This window comes from Asticcacaulis taihuensis (assembly GCF_900100255.1).
Lineage (GTDB): Bacteria > Pseudomonadota > Alphaproteobacteria > Caulobacterales > Caulobacteraceae > Asticcacaulis > Asticcacaulis taihuensis.
On the sequence record NZ_FMTS01000002.1, the window covers coordinates 119,167 to 140,472 of the forward strand.

The window sequence follows — 21,306 nt, forward strand, 5'->3', positions numbered from 1 at the left end:
TGTCAGCGCGAGGCGCAAAGCGCCGGTGTCGCTGACGGAGGGGGCAAATGAGACGGCGGATACCGGAACGCCCCCACCACACATTTCCGCCAAAACGGCCCCAGCCAACTCTCGACCACCGCACGCCCCCAATAGGCATGAATGATCTTCGCCGCCGGATCACCCACGCCCTCACCGGCGCTCATAATCGCCACATGCTTGGCCACCGCGCCGGGCTTCATCCGAAACACCAACACATCCCCCGGCCGCGCCTCATCCACCGTCCCGAAATGTGCGCTCAATCCGGCAATCAACCGGTCGTCCCCGCCCACCTCCGCCCAGTCCGGACTATAGGCCGGCAGCGCGCAAGGCTCCGCGCCATAAACCGCCCGCCACACGCCTCGCACCAGGCCGATGCAGTCGCACCCCACGCCTTTCAGACTGGCCTGATGCTGATAGGGCGTGCCGATCCAGGACCGCGCCTCAGTGACGATCATCTGCCGGCGCTCTGCTGCCGCGAACCGCCATCCATCACATCGCCGCCGCGCGGATAGATCGTCAGGAAATCCTCGCCCGGCAGGTCAGGGAAGCCGCGAAAATTCAGCACGTTATCGAATATATTCAGGCAGGTGCTGTAGCGCTTGTCGCAACTGGCTGCCGCCAAGGTGCCCGTCAGTCCGCAGCGCGCATCGCCCAGGGCGGCATCGCACAGAAAACCGAACCGCCGGCCAATCACCCGATCGAGCTGCGCCGCCGGTCCTTCGATATGGGCGATAAATGATCCGCCTTCCACCACCCCGCCCCGGCATTCCAACCGCGCCAGCGTCCCCGCGCCGGTCAGCACATAGTCGGACGGATCGCGCCAATCGACCGTATAGATCCGCACCGCCGCCGAATCATAAAGCCCCGCCGCGATATCCTCAGCACTGATCGCCTCGCTGGAAATCGCGCCAGATATCGCCGCGCTGCCGGTCTCGCCGATATCCGCATTCGTCGCCCCAGCCGTCAAACCCGATTGCGCCTGACAAACGACACCGAGAAAGACCAGCGCCCGATCATGATCGGTAAAGCCGAGCGTCAAGCCATCGCGGCGCTCAATCAGCCAGACATGACAAAGCTTCGCCGCGCCCTGCGCCAGCGCAGAGGCCATAGTCTCAGAAATTATCCGCATACTTACCTTTCTCCTCCCTTGCGAGCCTCTTGGCGAAGCGGGGGAGGTGGCGGGCGAAGTCCCGCCGGAGGGGGCCTCTGCCCTAAACCCGTATCTCGATCAGCGACACCGCTGTTAGCCGCCCGGCATCGATACCTTCCAGGGTCAGATCAATCCGCTCGGAATCAAACCGCACCGGCGTATCGAATTCAAACCCGGCCGTGACCGCCTGGCCAGCCGCCGGCGCGCTGGCCAGAGTCACGATGCCCGCAGTCTCATCGACCTCAAACCCGACCTCGACACCATCCACAGCCACCTTCACCGTGCCGCTCACCGGCTTGGTAATATCGCGCGTGACGCCGCCGTAGACCTTCACCAGTTGAAACGCCGTCGTCACGCCGTCCCCCGTGCCGATCACCTGATCCGTCGCCGCCGGACCGACATTCAGCGCGCAGCTCTTGAAATCAGCGAAATCCTTGAAGCGGAAACCATAGAGCCGCCCTTCCCGCGCCTCGAAGAAGCCGAGCAATTCCGCCGCATCGACCAGCGACCTGACACCCGCCCCGATCAGATAGCGCCGGCGCCCCAGCGCCCACGGACTGCTCCGCCGCTCATAGCCCGAAGCCAGCGACACGATCTCGGTCTTGCGCTCGATCCCCGAACCCGACCCGAAGGCCAGCCGCACCGGAAACCGCACCTCATGAAAACTGGTCATCACAATCCTTTTTTTTCTTATACCTCCCCACCTTTGGTGGGGAGGGGGACCGACGCGCCCTTGCGCGTTGGTGGTGGGGGTTCTTGCTTCCCTTAAACCTGCCTCACCCCCATCCGCGCCGCGCGCTGCAAGGCCGTCGCTACCTGCGCCTCAGATCGCACCAAACCTTGCGCCCCACCCGAAACCATGACCGTCACATTGACATTGGGTGACGAACCACCGCTGTCGACCGTGCCCGAAACCGCCGGCCGGAAGACCTCTGGCCCACGCTCACCGACGACGTAACTGCCGCCCGCCCCGACAAACCCACCGTCCGCGCGCGCACCGGAAAACGACGAACTCGCCGCCGAAAACACCTGTGATAATACGCTCGCCAGTCCGCCAGAAGACGACGACACCCCCGCCGCCGAATTGACCGCTGCCAGCACCGCCGAGGCCAGTTCCTTCAGGCTGATCTTGCCGTCCGAAGCCGCCCGCGCCAATGACCGCGACAGGCTTTCGCCCGCCTTTGAAAACGCCTGGTCGATGGCATCAGCCGTCTCTGCCGCCGAGGCTTCCAGCGCCTTCAGACTGGCACCCGCCTCATCGACCTGACCGCCAAACGGATCACTCATCCGGAAACTCCCGCATTAAATCCTCCAGAGCCTGCCGGCTCAAAACCGCCATTTCCGGCGCTGCGCTCAGCATCCGCCATTCGCGCCAGCTTAAGTGCCAGAAGGCTTCCGGTGTCAGCCGCAAACCCAGCACACCATGCCGAAACAAGGCCGCCCAATCAGTCGCCATTCATCGCCTCGAATGCCTTGACCACCGCGGCGATGGCCTCGGCAAACCCGATCCCCTCCGGCAGCTCATCCATCGCTAATACGCGCATAACCACCATCAGATCCGTCGCCCCCACGGCCTTCAAACGCTCGCCCAGGGCTTCGAATCCGGACACCCCGAAGTGCCCTTCCAGCGCCGCCAGCGCGCCGAGCGTCACGCATAAGCGCACCTCAGCCCCACCCAGCGAGACCAGTACTTCACCACGCGCGGCATTACCCAAAGGCCTAGAGGGAGGCAAAGCTGACCTCCCCCGCCGACGCCAGCGTCAGGGCGAAACTGGCCTCGCCATCATGCTGGCCGGCATATTCCAGCGTCGCGATCAGGAACGGCCCCTCGAACTGAGCGAAATCCGGCACGATCACCTGCCAATCCACCTGGCTTTGCGCGAAAAACGCCTCGCGCATCAGCGCATCCGAGGCCGCATCCCGAAAAACGCCGGAGCCTGACACCGACAGCGACCGCACCCCCGCCCCGGCCAGCAGTTCACGCCAGCCGCCGGAGCCGGAATCGGTGACATCCACCGTCTTCGCGTTGAGCGACACCGTCCGCGCCCGCAGTCCCGCCACGGTCACAAAGGTCGCACCATCAGAAATCTTGAGCAGCATGTCCCTGCCCTTTTGCACAGCCATTACGGCCTCCTTTCTTATACCTCCCCGACTCGTCGGGGAGGGGGACCGCGCCGCCCTTGCGGCGTGGTGGTGGGGTTTCTTCTCCTCCCCTGCACAGCGGGGGAGGTGGCGCGCGCAGTCGCGCCGGAGGGGGCCAGCCTAGTCTGCCTCAGTCACCGCTCTCACCCTGACCAGCGCATAGGTCGTCCGCTGGTCGGCCGAGCGAAACACATCGACATATGTCACCCGCAGACTGACCAGCCCGGCCACTTCCAGCGATGCACCATCGAGCAAAACCCGCAGTTCCGCGGCCATCGCCTTGACCTCTTCCGATCCGTCGAACCGCGACACACACATCAGGTTCAGTGCCTGTTCGGTCACCTCGGCATCCACCCCGCCGATCGATTGCGCCGACACCCGCCCGAAGCTGACATAAGGGTACAAAACCCCCGTCGGCGGTTGGTCATAAACCCGCGCAGGGCTCCCCAGCCAGACGGCCAATGACGCCTGCGCGCGCAGATAGGCCAGCAACCCCGCCTGCACATTCAGAAGCGCGCTCATGCGTGAACCCTTTCCAGCCGCGCGCGTACAGAACCGTCCGCGCTCTCGTCCAGACTGACGATCCGCCAGTCGAACCCCTTGAGACTGAGCCGTCCGCCGCGCGCCAGGCCCGCCATCGAGCGACAGAGAAAATCCGCCCCCTGCACCACGGAGGCATCGCCCTCCGCCGTGCTTTCCGCAGCCGGCGTATCGGGCCGGAAATCGCCCCAGATTGTCGCGCCCGGCACCAGCGAAAACGATCGGCCGCCATAGGCGCTTTCCACCTCGGTCACGGCATAGAGCCGCGCCGGCGTCTGTAAGTCGGCAATCTTCACAGCCTCACCTCACGATATGGCGAAAGCCAGGCTTCCAGCGCGTCGGTGTCCATCACCGTCTCGCCCCGGTTCTGGTAAGCCTGCGCCACCAGATAGAGCAGGCAGAGCCGTAAGGGCACCGGGGACGCGTCATCGAGCCCTACGCCGGCCTCGCCCTCCAGCCGCGTTTTCGCCGCCGCGATCAGGGTCGTGATCAGCGTGTCCTCGGCATCATGCGACACGCGCAAAAAGAGCTTGGCCTCGTCAAGCGAGACTGGATCAGCCATTTGATTTTCCTTAGGTAATTTGATCAGGCTCAAAGCCTAAACCGGCCCGAAACACCGGGGATTATTTCCCCCTTCCCTGTACCTCCCCGGCTCTGCCGGGGAGGGGGACCGTCCGGCGAAGCTTCTTCAGCGAAGCCGGATGGTGGTGGGGGTTCTTCCTTACTGATCCTCCCCTGCTCGCGGGGGAGGTGTCGCGGCGTGAGTCCGCGACGGAGGGGGCACTAGGAAGCTGCAACCTTCAAAAGCTTAATCGCGTCAAAATTCTGCACCCCGCCGCCGACGCGCTTGGTGGTGTAGAACAGCACATAGGGCTTGGCCGAATACGGGTCGCGCAGCACCGAGATGCCGGCGCGATCGACGATCAGATAGCCCTTGGCGAAGTCACCGAAGGCCACCGAAAAGGCATTGGCCGCCACATCCGGCATGTCCTCGATCTCCTGCACCGGGTAGCCGAGCAACAGCGGCAGGCTGCCCGCGGTCATCGCCGGCTGCCAGATATAGTTGCCTTCGGCGTCCTTGAATTTGCGGATCTTCGCGGCCGTGCGGCGGTTCATCACGAAGCTGGCGCCGGGGCGATACTGCGCCTTCGGGGCATAGATCAGGTCGATCAGCGCGTCGGTCGGGTTGGTGGTGGCGAAATCGCTGGCCGCACCCGTGGCGACATAGCCGATCTGCCCCCAGGTGGCCGAGGCATTGGCCGCCGTGGTGTAGTTCAGGAAACCCTTGGGCTTAGCCGAACCGTCACCGCTGACAAAGGCCGTGGTTTCCTGGGCGGCGAAGCTGTCCTCGATCTCGGAAGCCAGCCATTCGTCGAGATTGATATAGGCGTCATCCAGCAGGTCTTGCGTCGCCGAAGGCGAGGCATAGAGATCGCCGGCCGCGAAGGTGATCAGGTCGAGCGTCGCCGGATTGGTTTCCGGGCGCGCGGCGGTTTCCGCCACCCAGCCGGAGGTGACCGAGGCGGTCGTCACCGGCTTCCTGAAGGTGGCCGCACCGACCTGGCGCACACTGGCCAGCGAACGGAAAGGCGACACCTGGGCCAGGCGGCGATCGATAAAGGTTTCCGTTTCGGTTGGCGCCAAAACGCCCAAACCGCTGGCCGACGAAATACCGGCCTTGAGTTCAATGCCCATACGGCCTGAGCGCAGATACCCGTTCCAGGCGGCCTTGGCCTCGTCCGGCTGGACCAGACGCCCCTCCTCGATCACCGGGCGCGACTTCTGGCTCATCAGACGCTGCAAACGCCCTTCAGCCGATTGCAGGGCGCTTTCGATGCGCTCCAGCTTGTCTTCCAGCAGGCCATCGCCACGCTTGGTTTCGATGGCGCTGAGGCGCTCGTCATTGGCCGCCTTGAAGGCTTCGAAATTGGCCAGCACCTCATGCAGGGCCGCACGCACCTCCGGCGAGGCCGCGGCCTGTTTCACTTCTTTCATCCATTTTCTCCAGTTGAAAATCGCCGCGCCGAGGCACAGCTTTCTTGTACCTCCCCAACTCGCTTGGGGAGGGGGACCGTCCGGCGTAGCCTCTTGGCGAAGCCGGATGGTGGTGGGGTTTCTTCTAATTCTCCTCCCCTGTAGCGAAGCGTACAGGGGAGGTGTCGAGCAAGCGGAGTGCGTCGAGACGGAGGGGGCCACTTGTCACCCTCGATGCCCCCTCCGTCAGCGACACCAGCCCTCTGGGCTTCGCGCTGCCACCTCCCCCGCTCCGCAGGGGAGGAGAAATCAAGCCGCCACACTTTCCTCATGCATCGACGTGATCCGCGCGCTCGGCAGCATGGGGAAGGTGACGATGGAAATCTCCCACAGCTCCACACTCGTCAGCACGCGCAAACTGCCTGAATCCTTGCGGCTCTTCACCGCGCGGAAACCGATGCTCAAACCATCCACCACACCGGCCTTCACCAACGAACCGACCATCCGCGCCTCGACGTTCAGATCCAGTATCCGCCCGCGCACAAATAAGCCGATGGCGTCTTCACGCAGTTCGTCCCATACCCCCACCGGCGACTTGACCTGGTGCTGGTACAGCATCCGCACGCCCTTCGGCCCCGTACTCATAAGCGTGTCACGAAATGCCCCGGCAACCACCACATCGTCATTCAGGTCGCGTAGGCCAAAGCGCGAGGCATAGCCTTCGATATAGAGGGTCATGAATATTCCCTATCAAGCTTGGTTTCGATCCGGTCGAGCGTGGCACGCTGTGCGAACGCCTGTTCTTCCAGCCGCGCCAGCCGTTCATTGACGCCGGCCTGCTGTTCAAGCCTTTGTTCCATCATGTCGAGCCTGGCCCCGGCTCTGCCCACCCAGAGCAGGACAAATGCCGTCTGTATAACAATCGTAATAACCGCCGCGACCGGCACCGCCTGCCAGAAGTTCATGCCGCCACCTCCCCCGGAATCTCAGAAAGCCCCGCCAGATGCCGCCGTTCCGCATCGGTCAGGAAGCTCGCCGCCTCCAGCCTGGCCCACAGCGCGTCACGCTCGGCCGAGAGCGCCGGCAGCGCCTCAACATCATTGACGATCCGCGTGCCCGGAAACCTGACCTCCAGCCAGGCGCTCAAACTCCGCGTCGTCTTCTCGGCCAGCGGCAGCACCGCATTGCGCCAGAAGGCGGCATTGGCCTCCTTGTAATTGGCGTAGGAATTGTCGCCCGGAATGCCCAGCAATTGCGCCGGCACACCAAAGGCCAAGGCGATCTCGCGCGCCGCGGCGTTCTTGCCCTGGATGAAATCCATGTCGGCCGGCGTCAACGACATCGGCTTCCAGTCCAGCCCGCCTTCCAATAGCAGCGGCCGCCCGGCATTATCCTGACCGGAATAGGTGTCGGCCAGTTGATCCTTCAGCCGCGCAAATTGATCCTCGGTCAGCCGTTCCGATGCCTTCGAACCATAGACCAGCGCCCCCGAAGGCCGCGCCGCATTATCGAGCAGCGCCTTGTTCCACGCGCCCGACGCATTATGCACATCGATCGAAAACGCCGCCGCTTCGAGAGGCGAAAGCCCGTACCAGTCGTCGAGCGGATGCCAGAGTTTCAGGTGCAGCACCTTAAGCCAGCCCTCGCCGTCCCGACCGATCAGGGCCTTGCCATTGCCGGTGCTGTATTCATAGGCGTCCGGCCAGCCGCCGGCGCCCGCCACCACCTTCATCCGGTCTGGCCGCAGGCTCCACAGTTCCGCCGGCACATCCGCATCGAGAAACGCCGCCTCGACATAGGCGTTACCCGCCGTCTGCAAACCGCCATAGACCGCCTCGCGCAGGTCGGCCCCGCCCTGCTCCGGATTGGGCCGGTCGATCAGTCTTTGCAGCGGATGATCCGGCGCGCGCCGCCCTTCAAATTCCACCCGCAGCGGCACCGACGCACAGGCTTCCGCGATCATCCGCACGCAGCGATAGGCGATGGCGTTCTTGGCAAAGCCTTCACTCGCCAGGGCCTGATAATTGCGCGGGGTCCAGACCGGTTTGCCCACCATGTTCATGGCAATCACCGACCCCGCCGCCGATTGCTTTTGCTCACGCCTGAAAAGGCCGCTCAGTTTCTCAAACATCAAAAATCCTTTCTTCTCCTCCCCTGCGAAGCGGGGGAGGTGGCGCGCGCAGTCGCGACGGAGGGGGCTTCTTCTCTAAACCCGCCGCAATCTCGGCTCCGCCCGCCCGTTCACCAACAGAGCCGACAATGCCCACACGAGGGCATCCGCCCGATCCGGGCTTTTGGCCGGACTCTTCCCCAGCTCGCCACTTCCCAACGCCATCAGTTCCTCATCCAATGCCGCAAACCGGCCACCGTTCGCAGGGCAATGGCTCACCCGTCCCTGCTCATATAGAGCTGCCACCGGTTCGGCCCGCGTCCGCTTGCCAGACCGCGCATGGACCAGTTCGATCGGTACATCGCAGCCCGACATGGCCAGGAGCGACCGCACCATCTCACCGCCCTGATTGGCTTCGGCGATCACCCGTTGCGCGCCATGTTCGGCCAAAACCGACGCCACCTTTTGCGCCCAGCCGAGCGGCGAAAACCCGCTGATCGTGGCGTCTTCGAGCACATATCCGCGCTCGCCAAGCCTTCCGGCCACTACGATCCCGCAGGCATCGCCGCCGGCTGTGGCGGAGGGATCGACCGCCACCACCACCAGATCGAACCGCTCCGGACGGGCCCCATAACAGCGCGCCAGATCATCGGCCCGCCACAGGGCGCGGTTGTCGTCATCGACGACCAGCCCGTCCAGTTCCTGCGCCGCCAGCCGCGTCCCGCCATAAAGCCCGTGCAGCCCCTCAAGAAAGGCCGGCGCCAGGTTCTCGGCATTGTCCTTCGTCGCCGCGCGCGTGATCGCCACACCCGGCTCGGCCATCAGATTGCGCAAGGCCCTGATTGGCTTCGGCGTCGTGGTCAGGCACAGCCGTGGCGCATCGCCCAGCCTCAACCCCATCCGCAACATGGCCAGGGTCTTGGCCGGATGCCGCCAGGCGCAGAACTCATCCGCCCAGGCATAATGAAACTGCGGCCCCCGCAAACTCTCCGGGTCTTCCGCCGAATAGGCATAGGCCACTCCGCCATCGGGCCAGCGCAGCCGTTTCCGCGACACCTCATAGCTCGGCCGGTTGCCTCTGGAAGCGATGCTCTTCAGCCCCGAAGGCCCCTCGATCATCACTTCGCGGACATCATGCAGACTGGCCCCGATCAGGGCGCACCGCACCCCGCGCCCCGCCAACGCCGCCAGCCATTCGGCCCCGGCTCGCGTCTTGCCGGCGCCGCGTCCACCGAGAAACAGCCAGCTATGCCAGTCCCCCGTCGGCGCCTTCTGATGGTCGTTCGCCCAGAACCCCCAGGTCTTCCCGTCGTTCACCGGGCTGTCCGGATGCCACACCCACGCGCGAATTTCGTCGTCTGTGAGCGAGGTCAATAAGTTTGCGCTCAAGTTCGACCCGCCAGGCATGGTCACTGGTATCGTCATTCATGTCTTCTTCCTCAGGTTCACCGGACGTCTCATCTCCGCCCTTGAAAATCTGCTCAATGGCGGCATCCGCGGCCTTCAAAGCCCTGGCCATGCGTTCGACTTCCAGCGGCGTTTTCGGCTCGTCCAGGCCCTCAATATGCGCCACCAGTTTCTCCGCCTGCGCCGCCAGCCTCAGCTTCAATGCCTGCCTCCGCAGCGCCAAATCATCCACTTGCCGTTCCATGCATCCAATTTACCGCGGCCCAGGCCAGCGGGGATTTTTTGCACAAAAAAGCCGTCCCGCTTTCACGGAACGGCTTATAATCTCCTCCCCTGCGTAGCGGGGGAGGTGTCAGCGCGAGGCGCATAGCGCCGGTGTCGCTGACGGAGGGGGCAAAGCTCCTCCCCATCTTGATGGGGAGGGGGACCGCGAAGCGGTGGAGGGGCCCTACGGCCGCCACACAAACGTCGCCACTGCCCCGGCCGGCAAGGTATAGCCAAACGCCTTCCCGCCCGCCTTCACCGAAAACGCCGTCGCCGCCGCATTGCCATTCAATGCGATCAACACCAGCGAGCCATCCGGATTTTTAAACGCCACGTTGGAAATCCCGTCCGCCTCATTGGAGGCCACCCGCACCGCGCCCACTTTTACAAATTTCGAGGCATGGCCGAAGGCATAATATTCGATGTTCTTCGTCACTACGCCCGTGCCGGAATTGATGGTCACGATACCGCGGCAATCACCACACCCGCCCTTGTGCGGTCCGAAATTCTCATCGAGCGCCAGGTTCCACATCAGCACGCCCTTCGCCCAGTTGCGCGTCGAGCCAATGATCAGGTTCTTCACCGTCCAGTCGAAGGTATCGCTGAATTTCGGCGCCCATTCCCCGCCCGAACATTCGGTGAAATAGGCGTCCTTGTCCGGGTGCGCCTCATGCACCGGCCCCTGCGCCGCCACATCGCCATTATAGCAGTGCCAGGCCACGCCGGCGACGTAAGGACTGGCCTTCGCATCGCCCAGAACCGTCAGCGGCGAGGACGGCAGATCCCAGTTATGATCGTAATCCAGTATCTTCGTCCGGTCGCCATCCGCCTTCAGTTTCGGCCCCAGAAACCCGCCGATAAAGGCCGCCCGCGACTCCGGCTCCACCCGCATCCCCGGATAGGAATCCGGCTCAAACCCCGGCTCATTCTGCAGGGTCAGAAGCGTAATATCGACGCCCTCCGCCCGCATGTCCTTGAGATAGCGCGACAGATAGTCAGCAAAATACGGATAGGCTTCCGGCTTCAACGATCCTTGGATCAGGCTGTCGGTCGTCTTCATCCAGCCCGGCGCCGACCACGGCGAAGCCATCACCGTCAGCTTCGGATTAAGCGCCAGTGCCTGTTTCACCGCCGGAATGACATCCACCTTCGCCGCATTGATCGAGAAATGCGCCATCTGCGGATCGCTCTCGCCCTTCGGCATGTCATCGTAAGAGTAATGCTCACGCGAAAAGTCCGACGCGCCGATGGTCAGGCGCATAAAGCTGAAATTCAGCCCCTCCGCCCCAAACAGATCACTCATCAAAGCATCGCGCTGCGCCTCCGTCATTTTATTGCGGATCAGGTAAGCCGAAGCATCCGTCATGGCGGCGCCGAAGCCCACCATACTCTGATAGCTCTGCGCCGGGTCGACCGTGATCACCGGGCCCGACGCCTGGCCGAAAGCGACATCTCCTTGCGGCGCCAGCAGCTTTGACTGGTCGGCATCGGTTTCCCATACCTTGACGGCCGAATGACCACCCGCCAATCCGCCAGTCGCGCAGCCGCTTAAGCCCATCAGCGCGGCCAATACCGCCACCTGAAAAATTCGCATCGTCTCCTCCGTCAGGCTTTGCACGTCGCCTCTATATATTGTTCATGGCTCGGCATGGCCGCCACGCATTTGCCGATAACGCCGCTGATATCGTTGAGATATTTGACGATTTCGCCTTCCGCCCGCAGGTCAACGAACGGATCGTAACCGGTCGGAATCAATCCCTGCCCGATCAGCACCTGTATCCAGCTCTCATCGACAAAAAGCTCCTCGCCTGTCTTGAAGAACCGTCCGGCCACGCGCCACAAATCCAGCCGCTCGCGCAGGGCGTCGGGAATATCCATATCCCGGCAATAGCGCCACATCGGGCTGTCATCGCGCGCGGTCAGCTTATAGTGCGCGATCAGGAAATCGCGGATCTCGCGGTATTCCTCATCGACCAGCCGGTTGAAACTGTCGCGCGGCGCCGGCGCGAAACCGCTGTCCGGGAAGAAGGCCAGCAGCCGTAAAATCACACTCTGGATCAACTGGATCGAGGTCGATTCCAGCGGCTCCATAAAGCCGGAGGACAGCCCCACGGCCACGACATTCCTGTCCCACACCTTGCGGCGCTTGCCCGTGCGGAAGCGGATGACGCGCGGCTCGGCCAGCGGCGCGCCATCGAGATTGCCCATCAGCACCGCCGTCGCCTCATCGTCGCTGATATAGCGTGATGAAAAGACATGGCCGTTGCCGATACGATGCTGCAAGGGAATCCGCCACTGCCAGCCCGACTTATGCGCGATCGAACGTGTATAGGGCGTCAACAGTTCGGATTTTCCGAGGGCCGGCTCGCCGGTCCGAGGCAAGGCCGACTGGCCGCCCGAGCCGTTGGGAGGTGAAGCCCGCGCGGCGTCTGAGCGCATATAAGAACAAGGCACCGCCACGGCGCGATCGCACGGCAGCCAATGGCTCCAGTCCTCATATCCGGCGCCAAGCGTCTCCTCGATCAAAAGCGCCCGCATCCCGGAGCAGTCTATGAAAAGCTCGCCCTCGACTACCGCGCCACTCTCCAGCACCACGCCTTCGATAAACCCGTCCGTCGCCCGCTGATTGACCTTGACGATCTTGCCTTCTGTCCGCTTCACACCCAGATTTTCCGAGTATTTGCGCAGGTAAAGCGCATAGAGTCCGGCATCGAAATGATAGGCATAGGCGATATCGTTGAGCGGCGACGCCTTCATATCCGCGCGCGCCCGCATGAAACGGTTGGCATAGGCCGCCGCCGTGTTGATCGAATAATCGGCGAAGCGATCCGACACCTTCCCGGTGTCGCGCATTTTCAGCCAGTACTGGTGCATCCGCAGCCAGCCCAGGTCCTGGCCGATCTTGCCAAAGCCGTGGATATAGCTGTCGCCTTCGCGGCCCCAGTTGACGAATTCGATCCCCAGCTTGAAGGTCGCCTGCGTGCTCCTAATAAAGTCGGTCTCGTCCAGTTCCAGCAGATGATTGAAGCGTTTGATCGCCGGAATCGTCGCCTCGCCAACACCGATGGTGCCGATCTCCTCGGACTCCACCAGCTCTATTTCCAGCCCCTTTCGGGCGAGCTTCGCCAGCAGGGCAGCCGCCATCCAGCCGGCCGTCCCGCCGCCCACAATCACGACTTTCTTCAGAGGTGTCATGATCGTACTCCCGTGGCATTTACTCGTACCTCCCCGACTTGTTCGGGGAGGGGGACCGCGCGCCGGCAATTCAGAAGCCACGCAAAAAATGGCGCGTGGTGGTGGGGCTTCTTACTTACTTTTTCTCTGCCGGACTTTCCGTCAATTAAGCAAGATACCCCACCACCACGCCGATGAATCGGCGCGGTCCCCCTCCCCATCAAAGATGGGGAGGTATGAGAAGAACGGAGATCATTATGTCTCATTTACATTCCACCGGCGCCGACACGGGCAATGCCCCGACCGTACCCGGTTTAGCATAGCTCAAGCCATAGCCCAAAGCGAACTGCGGCGCCTGCCCCGGACACCCCGCCGACGGCCAGTCAAACGACAATGTGCCGCGGAAATCCTTCGCCCCGAACAGCACATCCGTCACGCCCTTGCCTTCCGTCCCCGGCAGCCACGCGGCTACAAAGGCGTCCGACAGGTTGATCAGGTCATTCGCATAAACCGTCCGGCCAGACTCAAGAACCGTGACCACCGGCCGCCCCTTGCCCGAAACCGTCTGCAACACCTTCAAATCCTCAGGATACCGCGTGGTGTGCGTCAGGTTGCTGATATCTCCCGCTGTCTCGGCATAGGGCGTCTCGCCAATCACCGCAATCACCGCATCATACTGGCTGACATCCACGCCCGCCGCATCCGCGCTATAGGTCACATCCCCCGCCTCGGCCCTTATCGCCGTCAAAAGGCTGTCCGCATTGGGGAAATCCGCATTGGCATTGTCCGTGCCCTGCCAGGTGACGCTCCAGCCGCCGGTCTGGTTACCCAGGCTATCGGCGCTCTTGCCGACCACCAGGATTTTCGCGCCCTTTTTCATCGGCAGTGCATTGCCCTCATTCTTCAAAAGCACCAGCGACTCTGAGACCGCCCGCCGCGCCAGGTCACGCGCCTGCAAGGCCGACATCTTCCCGGCATAGGGATTGCTCGACGGCCGCGCCCCGAAGATCTTCGCCCGCATTTTCACCCGCAGAATCCGCGTCACCGCGTCATCGATGCGCGACATTGGAATGGCGCCGCTTTCGACATCGGCCACCGTGGCGTCGATGAATTTGTCCCACTCCAGCGGCACCATCATCATGTCGATACCGGCATTGATCGCCTGCGGGCAATGATAGTTCAGGCACCCCGGCAATTGCCCGACCGCGTTCCAGTCGGAGATGACGAAACCATCAAAGCCCATCTTGCCTTTCAGCACGTCGGTCAGCAGATATGCGTCGCCGTGCATCTTGCCGTAATCCTTGCCCGTCGCGCCGTCGGTCCACGAGGAATAGGAGGCCATCACCGTCTGCACGCCGGCGCCCAGCGCACCATAATAGCCCTGACCGTGAATGTTCATCAGATCGGATTCCGACGACATATTGAGGCCCTGGTCCTTGCCATTGTGCGTGCCGCCATCGCCGATATAGTGCTTGGCCGTCGCCACCACATTTCCAGCTTTCGAGAAGTCCCCCTGCATCCCGGTGACATAGGCCGAGGCGTAATCCTTCACCTCCAGCGGATCGGAAGAAAAGCCCTCATAGGTCCGCCCCCAGCGCTGGTCTTCCACCACGGCAAGCGTCGGCGCGAATACCCAGTTGATGCCAGTGGCGCGCACAGCTTTTGCCGTCGCCGCACCGATCTCGCCGATCAGTTCCGGATCATGCGCCGCGCCCAGACCGATATTGTGCGGAAACAGCGTCGCCCCGATGACATTGCCGTGGCCATGCACCGCATCGGTGCCCCACAGCAGCGGAATTTTCGTCTTCATGTCGGTGGTCATGGCGGCATCATAAAAGCCGTCCGACATCTTCACCCAGTCCTTTAGCGTGGCGTGCTTCATCATATAGGGCCACGAGCCGCCGCCATTCAGCACCGAGCCGATATAGTGCTTGCGGATATCTTCCGGCGTCACGGCCTTGATCTCCGCCTGGGTCATCTGGCCGATCTTCTGCCGCAGGGTCATCTGGCTGACGATTTTGGCGATCTTCGCTTCCATCGCCGCATCCGGCTTTATGGCCGAATCGATATGCGGCCAGTCTTTCAGCTCTTCACCCTGCGCCATCGGCGCAAACAACAGACACAGCGAGATCGATCCGAGCAGCGCTCGGCGGAAAGACAACTTGGACATGGAAATTTCCTATACCTCCCCACCTCCGGTGGGGAGGGGGACCAAAGCGCCTTGCGCTTTGGTGGTGGGGTTTCTTACTTACTCAAAACTAAAAAGACATCCGGGGAGGACCGGGAGGTGCCCTCCCCGGATAGCCAACGCCTGCCGCCACACGCAACGAACGGCAGCAGACGCTCGGGACTTACTGGAACTTGTAGCTGACGCCGAAGAGGATCGTCTTGCCATATTCCTCATAGATTTCCGGATAGGACGAGCCATCCGCCGTCTTGTTCTCCGTCACCTTCAACTGGGTCTGGTAGTTGGAGTCGGTCAGGTTATAGCCCTGCAACAGGAAGGTGACGCCCTTGAGCGGGCCGTCCTGCATCTGGTAGCTGATCTGGGCATCGACCTGATCATCGGCCAGGATGCGGGCCGCCGCACGGTTGGCGTAGAGCGCATAGGTCTCGCCCAGGAAGGCCGAGCGGTAACGATAGCTCAGGCGCGCCGAGAAACCACCCCGTTCGTAATAGCCGGTCAGGTTGCCGACATCGCCGGAGAAGCCCGGCAATTTCGACGGATCGATATCATCGCCTGAGCGGATATTGGTCCAGCCGCGCGAGAAGCTGCCGATCACGCCAAAGCCATTCAGCTTGTCCCAGACCAGGGCTCCATCCAGGGCGCCGCTGAATTCAATGCCGGAGACGTTCTTGCCGCCGCCGATATTGCTGGCCGTGCCGTCATCATTGATCGGCAGGGTGAAACTGCCGATATTGCTGAGCGGCGTTACACCGCTGGTATTGGTCCAGCCGGTGAAGTCATAGTCGGAAACCGTCAGGTTGCGGATATAGTTGCGCATGACCTTCTGGAACCCGGCCACGCCGATATAGCTGGTCCGGTTGAAGTAGCGCTCATAAGCCAGGTCGACACCATCGGCGATCCACGGCTTCAGGTTAGGATTGCCGCCGGAGCCGCTCCAGGTCTGGGTCGTGAGGCTGACCGAAGCGTTGCGGCTGGCGCGCATGTCCTCCATGCGTGGACGCGCCATGGCGCGGCTCATGGCGAAGCGGAGCACAGAATTATCATCCATATCGTAGATCAGGTTCAGGCTCGGCAGGAAGTCGCCATATTCCTTGCTGGTCGAAACCCACTGACCGATCGCCGGCGAACCGCGCTGGATGATCTCGTTACCGGCCGAGGTCTGTTTGGCGCCGACATATTGCAGGCCCAGATTACCGCGCAGACCATGCCCGCCCATGGTCGTATCGATGTTCATCTTGGCGAACAGGGTCACCAGTTCTTCATCGACCTGCCAGTACTTGTTGAGGTTGTCCTCGTTGAGGATGGCGCGACGGTCATAGTATTTGTCGAGCACGCTGCCCAAATCATAGGACAAGACCTTGCCGAAGCCGGCGAAATCGAGATTGGTCGGCTCCTGCAAATCAGCGGCATCCACGGCCACGCGGGTGCCGTGGCAATCATTGGTCGTCTGGTTCCAGCCCTTGAGGCAGAGATCCCATTCCTGCACGCCCTTTTCCTTGGTACGGTGCGAGTAATCAACGCCCAGTTCGATGCTCTTGAAGCCGGCCCAGTCCATATCATGCACGCCGCTGAAACGCGCCGTCGCCAGTTGATCGACCACTTTCGGCTGACGGATGGCGCCGTCATGGCCCCAGCCACCCCAAGGCGCCACGTCGCCGAGATAGACATTATCGGCATCGGCATAGTTCAGACCCGGCGTAAGCTGCGGGAAATCGCCAAAGGCGATGTTCTCATCGATCGTATCGAAGGTGCGGCTGACCGGCGTGGGGTCGGTGCCATAGCCGGCATAGGTTTCGGCGATGCTTTCCTTGCGCACCGAACGCGAATAACCGAAATCAATCACCGACCGCCACGCACCGATGTTAAATCGGTTGTTCGAGCCGAAGGAGAACATCTCGTCGCGGCGCAAATTGTTGTCGTTGCGGATGATCGGCGCGATACCGCTGATCGTCGCCTGCTGCACCACCGGCGTACCGCCACGATCGGAGACCACCACATTCGAGAAGTGGATATCGTCAGTCCATTGCGTCTGATACCACTGCGCACCGTGCGTCACTTCATTCTGGTCGAAGACCGAATAATAGAAATCGTTCACGCTGCGGAAATTGTCGTTCGGCTTGAAATCGAGCACGGCCATGTAGCCGTCGCGCGTCTGGCGGCGGGCGGTCGACCAGATTTCAACGCCGTGCAGGCCGAACGCATCGGCATTGCCGAGGCGCGGCAGGCCGGTGACCGAGTCATTGCCCTGCTTATCCCACCACCAGCTCTTGGAATGCTGCAATTCCGACGGATCATCAAGGTGCGCATAGGAGAGCGCGACGCCCAGCTTGCCATCCATGAACTGATCGATATAGGCTAGGCTAATGCGGTTGCCGTTGGCGCTGTAGCCGGGCACGATCTCGCCATTGGTATTGACCGAACCACGCAGGTTCACCGAAATGACACGCTTGTTGTAATCGAGCGGGCGCACCGTATTCAGCACCACCGTGCCCGAAAGGCCCTGGCCGGTCAGGCCGGCATCCGGCGTCTTGTAGACGATGGCCGAGGAGACCATTTCAGACGGATACTGGTCGAATTCGGCGGCGCGGTTGTCGCCGGAAGAGACCTGCATCCGGCCGTTCAGCAGCGTGGTCGAGAAATCGCCGGAAAGACCGCGAATGGAGATGGTCTGCGAGCGGCCGCCGACGCGCTGCGCCGCCAGGCCCGGCAGACGCGCCAGGGATTCAGCGATCGAGGCATCCGGCAGCTTGCCGATATCTTCGGCCGAAACGGCTTCCACGATCGAGGTGTTCTTCTTCTTGATGGTCAGCGAATCCTGCAGGCCCTTGCGGATGCCGGTAACGATCACGACCTGGGTATCTTCGGCCGGCGCGGTCGCGGCCTCATCCTGAGCGTGGGCCACCATTGTCAGGCCGCCAAACGCAATGGCGCAGGCCGCCGTACTCATCAGAACCGTTTTAATGGACGCAGCATTCCTGCGTCGCGTGACAGATTTCATCATGTTCCTCCCCGGATCGGGTGCTATGCGCTCTTTGGGTGCCGTCACCGACGGGTTGATCCCGTCATTGGAAGCGCTCTCAATTCCTGCGCCTCAGGATACGCCTCTGTCAAGCGCGGCACCACGCACAAGCCCGTTTTCAGCCATATTTGAGCCGATCAGAGACAAAATGTGTTCAATATGACACAAGGTTTAAGGTAAAACCATTTATGGGAGCGCTCCCATAAACAGCTTATACCTCCCCAGTTTACTAGGGAGGGGACCGCGCCCGAAGGGCGGGGTGGTGGGGTTTCTTACTTACTTGGATGGGGGCCTTATCTACCCCTGCGGCGGGCTGGCACTCTCGCGCATGACCACCTTGTGCGGCACCACATCAAACCGCACCGGCAACGGCCCACTCGCCGTCTTGCCGGCCTTGATACGCTCGACAATCATTTCCACGGCGCGGTAGCCAATGGTCTTGAGCGGCTGGTTCACCGTGGTCAGCGGCGGCCAGATGATTTCCGACACCGGCGTGTCGTCGAATCCAACAATGGAGAGATCCTGCGGGATATTCAACCCCACCTTGTGCGCCGAAAACAGGGCCCCCACGGCCATGTCGTCATTGGCGCAGATCAAAGCGCTGGGTCTGTGGCCATTACCCAAAATCGCCGCCGTCAGGTCCACGCCCGAACGGAAGGTGAAATTGCCGCGCATCACGGTCACGTCCGCCTCACCTATCCCCGCCTCGGCAATCGCACGGCGGAAACCGGAATAACGCTCCTCGGCCGAAAGGTGCCCTTCCAGACCCTTGATAAAGCCGAATTTTTTATGGCCGAGCGACAGCATGTAGCGGGTCATTTCATAGCCCGCCACCTCGTCATCTATGCCCACGCCCGAGGCCACCTTCTGTGCCGCCAGCCCCGGCGAGATACACACCACTGGACAGTTGCGCGCCTCCAGTTCGCGCAGCAGGTCGCAGTCATCGGAAAAGGGCGGCGTCAGGATCAGCCCGTCGCAGCGCCTCGAATCGACCAGTTCGATGATCTTCGCCGTCTTGCCAAGCGAATGCTGGTTGACCGTGTGCATCAGCAACTGGAAACCGGCCTCGGCGCAACCCCGCAGCGCGCCCAGTTCCAGGCCGGAATGATAGAAGGAGTTGGGCTCGCTATCGAGGTCCGAAGCATAGACCAGGCCCAGCACCTGCGTCTTGCCACCGGCCAGGAAGCGCGCCTGCATATTGACCTTATATTGCAGCTTGTCGACAGCCTTGAGCACGCGCTGGCGAACCTCCTCGCGCACATTCGGTCCGCCGTTCAGCACACGCGAAACCGTGGCCCGCGCCACGCCCGAAAGCGCCGCTACATCGTCAATCGTCGGTTTACCGCCACGCAATAGTGTGTCTCATTCGCCAAACAGTCATATCCGCTTTATGCGGCCTGTTGCCGCAGGACACAAGCCCCTATCGCTCACCCATTGAAAGCGCTCTCAATAATGATTGCGGTCGTGATCCCGGTCATGATCGCGTCCGCGGTGCATCCGCGCCGAATGATAGCCGTCCGCCGCATCGCGCCGGAAATGCCGACCGTCATCGCGGCGGTATTGGCGGGTTGTATGGTCGCGGTAATAATACCAGCCGTCGTTGCTCCAGTAGCCGTCCCGCACCGGTCCGTAATAGTTGTCGTAATAGAGATCGTCGTAGTCGTTGTAGGCGTAGCCGACCCCGGCACCGCCATAATAGCCGGTACAGCCGCTGAGCCCCATCACAGCGGCCAGAGCCGCCGAAAGAACAATTGCGCGTTTCATGACCGTCTCCCTGAAGATTTTCCTCCGCAAAACCTGCGCTCAAAATCCTAAACCGGAAAGACGAAAGCCCGCCCGCTTCGCAAGGATATGGTAAATGGGAAAGGGAATGATGCCAGCTTTCTTAATCCTCCCCTCTTGGAGGGGAGGGGGACCCCGAAGGGGTGGAGGGGTAAAAACAGGAGAGCGTGGCCAAATCCAGCCTCACCAGCCCTTAATCGATATCCTCGGCCGGCCATTCAGAGCGGTCCTCGCTTAAGTCCCAGGCGGCAAAATCCAGCGCCTCTTCCGGATCACCAAGCGCCAGTTCCGAAATCGTCTGCCCCCGGATCGAAACACCTGAGCGATGCACCGTCTCGCGGTCGCCGGTGATCAGATGATGCCAGGCCGGCAGTGTCTTGCCCTCATGCAGCCGGCGATAGGCGCAACTCATCGGCATCCATTCCAGAGCCTCTATATTGCGCGGCGTCAGCTTGATGCAGTCCGGAACGTGCTTCTTGCGGTTGGCATAATCTGAGCAGGCGCACTTCTCCGGATCGAACAGCTTGCAATGCACGCGCGTCGGAATGACCTCCAGCGTCTCCTCGTCCTCAAACCGCACCAGGCAGCACAGCCCGCAACCATCGCACAGGGATTCCCATTCCTGCGGATTCATCTGCTCAAGGGTCTTGGTTTCCCAGAAGGGAGCTCGTACGGCACTATCGGTCATGCGCGGGCTTATAATCCCCCCGCCCGGCAAAGGCGATAGGCTTCCTTTAATTTTCAAAACGGCAATATGGATGGTTGTTGCCTCGCAATGCAAAGTCGCATGTCCTCACTTTGACTGAAACGGGTAGGGAAAATCCGCCGCGCACATGATAGGTTCAGGCCATGACCGATCCGAAGCCCCGCGGCCGTCCCGCCGATCCCGATATACTCACACCTGCGGAATGGCAGATCGCTGAAGCGGTCCGCCACGGCCTGACCAACCGCCAGATCGCCAGCCGACGCAATGTCAGCCTGGATGCGGTCAAGTATCACGTCAGTAATGCCCTGTCCAAGCTGGGCCTGACACGACGGGCCCAGTTGCGCCAGTGGTCGGGCGTAGCGCTACGCAGCCCCGTTCACGACCGAAAGAAAAAGGGAAAACAGATGACGTTCGGACCTATAGGCCAGGTTGCCCGCGGCGTGCACAATATCGATGAGGCACGAAAATGGTATGGCGAGGTGCTGGGCCTGACGCACCTCTATTCCTTCGGTGACATGGCTTTCTTCGATTGCGGTGGCACGCGCCTGTTCCTGTCGCCCTCAAAGGCTGAAGGCGAATCGATCCTCTATATTTCCGTCAGCGATATTCATGAAGCGAAACGCCAGATGGAAGCGCGCGGCGTGGTCTTCATCAATGCGCCGCACATGATCCACCGCCACGAAAACGGCACCGAGGAATGGATGACCTTCTTCAATGACAACGACGGCCGCCCCCTGGCGCTGATGGAACAGGTGGCGCCGAAAGCATAGTTCTCACACCAGGCGCCAAAAACCCTTTGTAAAATAGCCGCCGGCATCCTACATGGCGC

The 21,306-nt window shown here is 61.8% G+C and carries 24 protein-coding genes; 1 reads left to right on the forward strand and 23 read right to left on the reverse strand.

Going from position 1 to position 21,306, the window contains the following annotated elements; genetic code table 11:
* Positions 1 to 2: 2 nt before the first annotated feature.
* The 23 genes from BLO49_RS07300 to BLO49_RS07405 form a co-directional block, all read right to left on the reverse strand.
* Positions 3 to 476, reverse strand: a complete 474-nt coding sequence (locus BLO49_RS07300) for an NlpC/P60 family protein (RefSeq protein ID WP_090646457.1) — start codon at positions 474 to 476, stop codon at positions 3 to 5.
* The gene (locus tag BLO49_RS07305; protein WP_090646459.1) at positions 473 to 1,150 is read right to left on the reverse strand and encodes a DUF2163 domain-containing protein; all 678 of its coding nucleotides are present in this window, start codon (positions 1,148 to 1,150) and stop codon (positions 473 to 475) included. The genes BLO49_RS07300 and BLO49_RS07305 overlap by 4 nt, the downstream gene beginning before the upstream one ends.
* An 82-nt stretch (positions 1,151 to 1,232) precedes the next feature.
* A complete protein-coding gene (locus tag BLO49_RS07310) occupies positions 1,233 to 1,844 on the reverse strand; it encodes a DUF2460 domain-containing protein (protein ID WP_090646461.1) in 612 nt (203 codons plus the stop codon).
* A 92-nt stretch (positions 1,845 to 1,936) separates the two neighbouring features.
* The gene (locus tag BLO49_RS07315; protein WP_090646462.1) at positions 1,937 to 2,458 is read right to left on the reverse strand and encodes a hypothetical protein; all 522 of its coding nucleotides are present in this window, start codon (positions 2,456 to 2,458) and stop codon (positions 1,937 to 1,939) included.
* Positions 2,451 to 2,627 carry a phage tail assembly chaperone gene (locus BLO49_RS07320; RefSeq protein ID WP_090646463.1) on the reverse strand — a complete coding sequence of 59 codons (177 nt, stop codon included), beginning with the start codon at positions 2,625 to 2,627 and terminating at the stop codon, positions 2,451 to 2,453. The genes BLO49_RS07315 and BLO49_RS07320 overlap by 8 nt, the downstream gene beginning before the upstream one ends.
* Entirely contained in the window at positions 2,617 to 2,904 is a 288-nt protein-coding gene (locus BLO49_RS07325; protein ID WP_139159640.1) for a GTA-gp10 family protein, read from the reverse strand. The genes BLO49_RS07320 and BLO49_RS07325 overlap by 11 nt, the downstream gene beginning before the upstream one ends.
* Complete coding sequence (locus BLO49_RS07330; RefSeq protein WP_090646471.1) at positions 2,891 to 3,295, reverse strand: phage major tail protein, TP901-1 family; 405 nt, start codon at positions 3,293 to 3,295, stop codon at positions 2,891 to 2,893. Before BLO49_RS07330 ends, BLO49_RS07325 begins: the two co-directional genes overlap by 14 nt.
* A gap of 138 nt (positions 3,296 to 3,433) precedes the next feature.
* Positions 3,434 to 3,835, reverse strand: coding sequence for a DUF3168 domain-containing protein (locus BLO49_RS07335; protein WP_090646474.1), 402 nt, complete (start codon positions 3,833 to 3,835; stop codon positions 3,434 to 3,436).
* The gene (locus tag BLO49_RS07340) at positions 3,832 to 4,149 is read right to left on the reverse strand and encodes a phage head completion protein (RefSeq protein WP_090646476.1); all 318 of its coding nucleotides are present in this window, start codon (positions 4,147 to 4,149) and stop codon (positions 3,832 to 3,834) included. The genes BLO49_RS07335 and BLO49_RS07340 overlap by 4 nt, the downstream gene beginning before the upstream one ends.
* Positions 4,146 to 4,415, reverse strand: a complete 270-nt coding sequence (locus BLO49_RS07345; protein ID WP_090646479.1) for a head-tail connector protein — start codon at positions 4,413 to 4,415, stop codon at positions 4,146 to 4,148. Before BLO49_RS07345 ends, BLO49_RS07340 begins: the two co-directional genes overlap by 4 nt.
* 221 nt (positions 4,416 to 4,636) lie before the next feature.
* A complete protein-coding gene (locus tag BLO49_RS07350) occupies positions 4,637 to 5,848 on the reverse strand; it encodes a phage major capsid protein (protein ID WP_090646482.1) in 1,212 nt (403 codons plus the stop codon).
* Positions 5,849 to 6,136: 288 nt separating this feature from the next.
* Entirely contained in the window at positions 6,137 to 6,565 is a 429-nt protein-coding gene (locus BLO49_RS07355; protein ID WP_090646484.1) for an HK97 family phage prohead protease, read from the reverse strand.
* On the reverse strand, positions 6,562 to 6,792 hold the full coding sequence (locus tag BLO49_RS07360; protein WP_090646487.1) for a hypothetical protein: 231 nt from the start codon (positions 6,790 to 6,792) through the stop codon (positions 6,562 to 6,564). The genes BLO49_RS07355 and BLO49_RS07360 overlap by 4 nt, the downstream gene beginning before the upstream one ends.
* A complete protein-coding gene (locus BLO49_RS07365) occupies positions 6,789 to 7,958 on the reverse strand; it encodes a phage portal protein (RefSeq protein WP_090646489.1) in 1,170 nt (389 codons plus the stop codon). The genes BLO49_RS07360 and BLO49_RS07365 overlap by 4 nt, the downstream gene beginning before the upstream one ends.
* 75 nt (positions 7,959 to 8,033) lie before the next feature.
* Positions 8,034 to 9,254, reverse strand: a complete 1,221-nt coding sequence (locus tag BLO49_RS07370) for a DNA-packaging protein (RefSeq protein WP_245678929.1) — start codon at positions 9,252 to 9,254, stop codon at positions 8,034 to 8,036.
* Positions 9,184 to 9,576, reverse strand: a complete 393-nt coding sequence (locus tag BLO49_RS18590; protein WP_245678930.1) for a hypothetical protein — start codon at positions 9,574 to 9,576, stop codon at positions 9,184 to 9,186. Before BLO49_RS18590 ends, BLO49_RS07370 begins: the two co-directional genes overlap by 71 nt.
* A 216-nt stretch (positions 9,577 to 9,792) precedes the next feature.
* A complete protein-coding gene (locus tag BLO49_RS07375; RefSeq protein ID WP_170828249.1) occupies positions 9,793 to 11,202 on the reverse strand; it encodes a glycoside hydrolase family 30 protein in 1,410 nt (469 codons plus the stop codon).
* Between the two features lie 11 nt (positions 11,203 to 11,213).
* Positions 11,214 to 12,803, reverse strand: a complete 1,590-nt coding sequence (locus BLO49_RS07380) for a tryptophan halogenase family protein (RefSeq protein WP_090646495.1) — start codon at positions 12,801 to 12,803, stop codon at positions 11,214 to 11,216.
* A 241-nt stretch (positions 12,804 to 13,044) separates the two neighbouring features.
* Complete coding sequence (locus BLO49_RS07385) at positions 13,045 to 14,952, reverse strand: glycoside hydrolase family 3 protein (RefSeq protein ID WP_090646499.1); 1,908 nt, start codon at positions 14,950 to 14,952, stop codon at positions 13,045 to 13,047.
* A gap of 181 nt (positions 14,953 to 15,133) precedes the next feature.
* Positions 15,134 to 17,971: a TonB-dependent receptor gene (locus BLO49_RS07390; RefSeq protein WP_245678931.1), complete on the reverse strand. Its 2,838-nt coding sequence runs from the start codon at positions 17,969 to 17,971 to the stop codon at positions 15,134 to 15,136.
* Positions 17,972 to 18,286: 315 nt separating this feature from the next.
* Positions 18,287 to 19,342, reverse strand: coding sequence for a LacI family DNA-binding transcriptional regulator (locus BLO49_RS07395; protein ID WP_090646504.1), 1,056 nt, complete (start codon positions 19,340 to 19,342; stop codon positions 18,287 to 18,289).
* Positions 19,343 to 19,435: 93 nt separating this feature from the next.
* Positions 19,436 to 19,753: a hypothetical protein gene (locus tag BLO49_RS07400; protein WP_090646506.1), complete on the reverse strand. Its 318-nt coding sequence runs from the start codon at positions 19,751 to 19,753 to the stop codon at positions 19,436 to 19,438.
* A gap of 211 nt (positions 19,754 to 19,964) precedes the next feature.
* On the reverse strand, positions 19,965 to 20,459 hold the full coding sequence (locus BLO49_RS07405; RefSeq protein ID WP_090646509.1) for a YcgN family cysteine cluster protein: 495 nt from the start codon (positions 20,457 to 20,459) through the stop codon (positions 19,965 to 19,967).
* A 161-nt stretch (positions 20,460 to 20,620) separates the two neighbouring features.
* On the opposite strand from BLO49_RS07405, the gene BLO49_RS07410 reads away from it, so the two are divergent.
* The gene (locus BLO49_RS07410; protein ID WP_090646512.1) at positions 20,621 to 21,247 is read left to right on the forward strand and encodes a LuxR C-terminal-related transcriptional regulator; all 627 of its coding nucleotides are present in this window, start codon (positions 20,621 to 20,623) and stop codon (positions 21,245 to 21,247) included.
* Positions 21,248 to 21,306 lie beyond the last annotated feature (59 nt).

Bases quoted from the DNA above. Each gene is read 5' to 3' on its own strand.
- BLO49_RS07300 (WP_090646457.1), bottom strand. From the start codon at position 476: ATGATCGTCACTGAGGCGCGGTCCTGGATCGGCACGCCCTATCAGCAT.
- BLO49_RS07305 (WP_090646459.1), bottom strand. From the start codon at position 1,150: ATGCGGATAATTTCTGAGACTATGGCCTCTGCGCTGGCGCAGGGCGCG.
- BLO49_RS07310 (WP_090646461.1), bottom strand. From the start codon at position 1,844: ATGACCAGTTTTCATGAGGTGCGGTTTCCGGTGCGGCTGGCCTTCGGG.
- BLO49_RS07315 (WP_090646462.1), bottom strand. From the start codon at position 2,458: ATGAGTGATCCGTTTGGCGGTCAGGTCGATGAGGCGGGTGCCAGTCTG.
- BLO49_RS07320 (WP_090646463.1), bottom strand. From the start codon at position 2,627: ATGGCGACTGATTGGGCGGCCTTGTTTCGGCATGGTGTGCTGGGTTTG.
- BLO49_RS07330 (WP_090646471.1), bottom strand. From the start codon at position 3,295: ATGGCTGTGCAAAAGGGCAGGGACATGCTGCTCAAGATTTCTGATGGT.
- BLO49_RS07335 (WP_090646474.1), bottom strand. From the start codon at position 3,835: ATGAGCGCGCTTCTGAATGTGCAGGCGGGGTTGCTGGCCTATCTGCGC.
- BLO49_RS07345 (WP_090646479.1), bottom strand. From the start codon at position 4,415: ATGGCTGATCCAGTCTCGCTTGACGAGGCCAAGCTCTTTTTGCGCGTG.
- BLO49_RS07350 (WP_090646482.1), bottom strand. From the start codon at position 5,848: ATGAAAGAAGTGAAACAGGCCGCGGCCTCGCCGGAGGTGCGTGCGGCC.
- BLO49_RS07355 (WP_090646484.1), bottom strand. From the start codon at position 6,565: ATGACCCTCTATATCGAAGGCTATGCCTCGCGCTTTGGCCTACGCGAC.
- BLO49_RS07360 (WP_090646487.1), bottom strand. From the start codon at position 6,792: ATGAACTTCTGGCAGGCGGTGCCGGTCGCGGCGGTTATTACGATTGTT.
- BLO49_RS07365 (WP_090646489.1), bottom strand. From the start codon at position 7,958: ATGTTTGAGAAACTGAGCGGCCTTTTCAGGCGTGAGCAAAAGCAATCG.
- BLO49_RS07375 (WP_170828249.1), bottom strand. From the start codon at position 11,202: ATGCGAATTTTTCAGGTGGCGGTATTGGCCGCGCTGATGGGCTTAAGC.
- BLO49_RS07380 (WP_090646495.1), bottom strand. From the start codon at position 12,803: ATGACACCTCTGAAGAAAGTCGTGATTGTGGGCGGCGGGACGGCCGGC.
- BLO49_RS07385 (WP_090646499.1), bottom strand. From the start codon at position 14,952: ATGTCCAAGTTGTCTTTCCGCCGAGCGCTGCTCGGATCGATCTCGCTG.
- BLO49_RS07390 (WP_245678931.1), bottom strand. From the start codon at position 17,971: ATGATGAAATCTGTCACGCGACGCAGGAATGCTGCGTCCATTAAAACG.
- BLO49_RS07400 (WP_090646506.1), bottom strand. From the start codon at position 19,753: ATGAAACGCGCAATTGTTCTTTCGGCGGCTCTGGCCGCTGTGATGGGG.
- BLO49_RS07405 (WP_090646509.1), bottom strand. From the start codon at position 20,459: ATGACCGATAGTGCCGTACGAGCTCCCTTCTGGGAAACCAAGACCCTT.
- BLO49_RS07410 (WP_090646512.1), top strand. From the start codon at position 20,621: ATGACCGATCCGAAGCCCCGCGGCCGTCCCGCCGATCCCGATATACTC.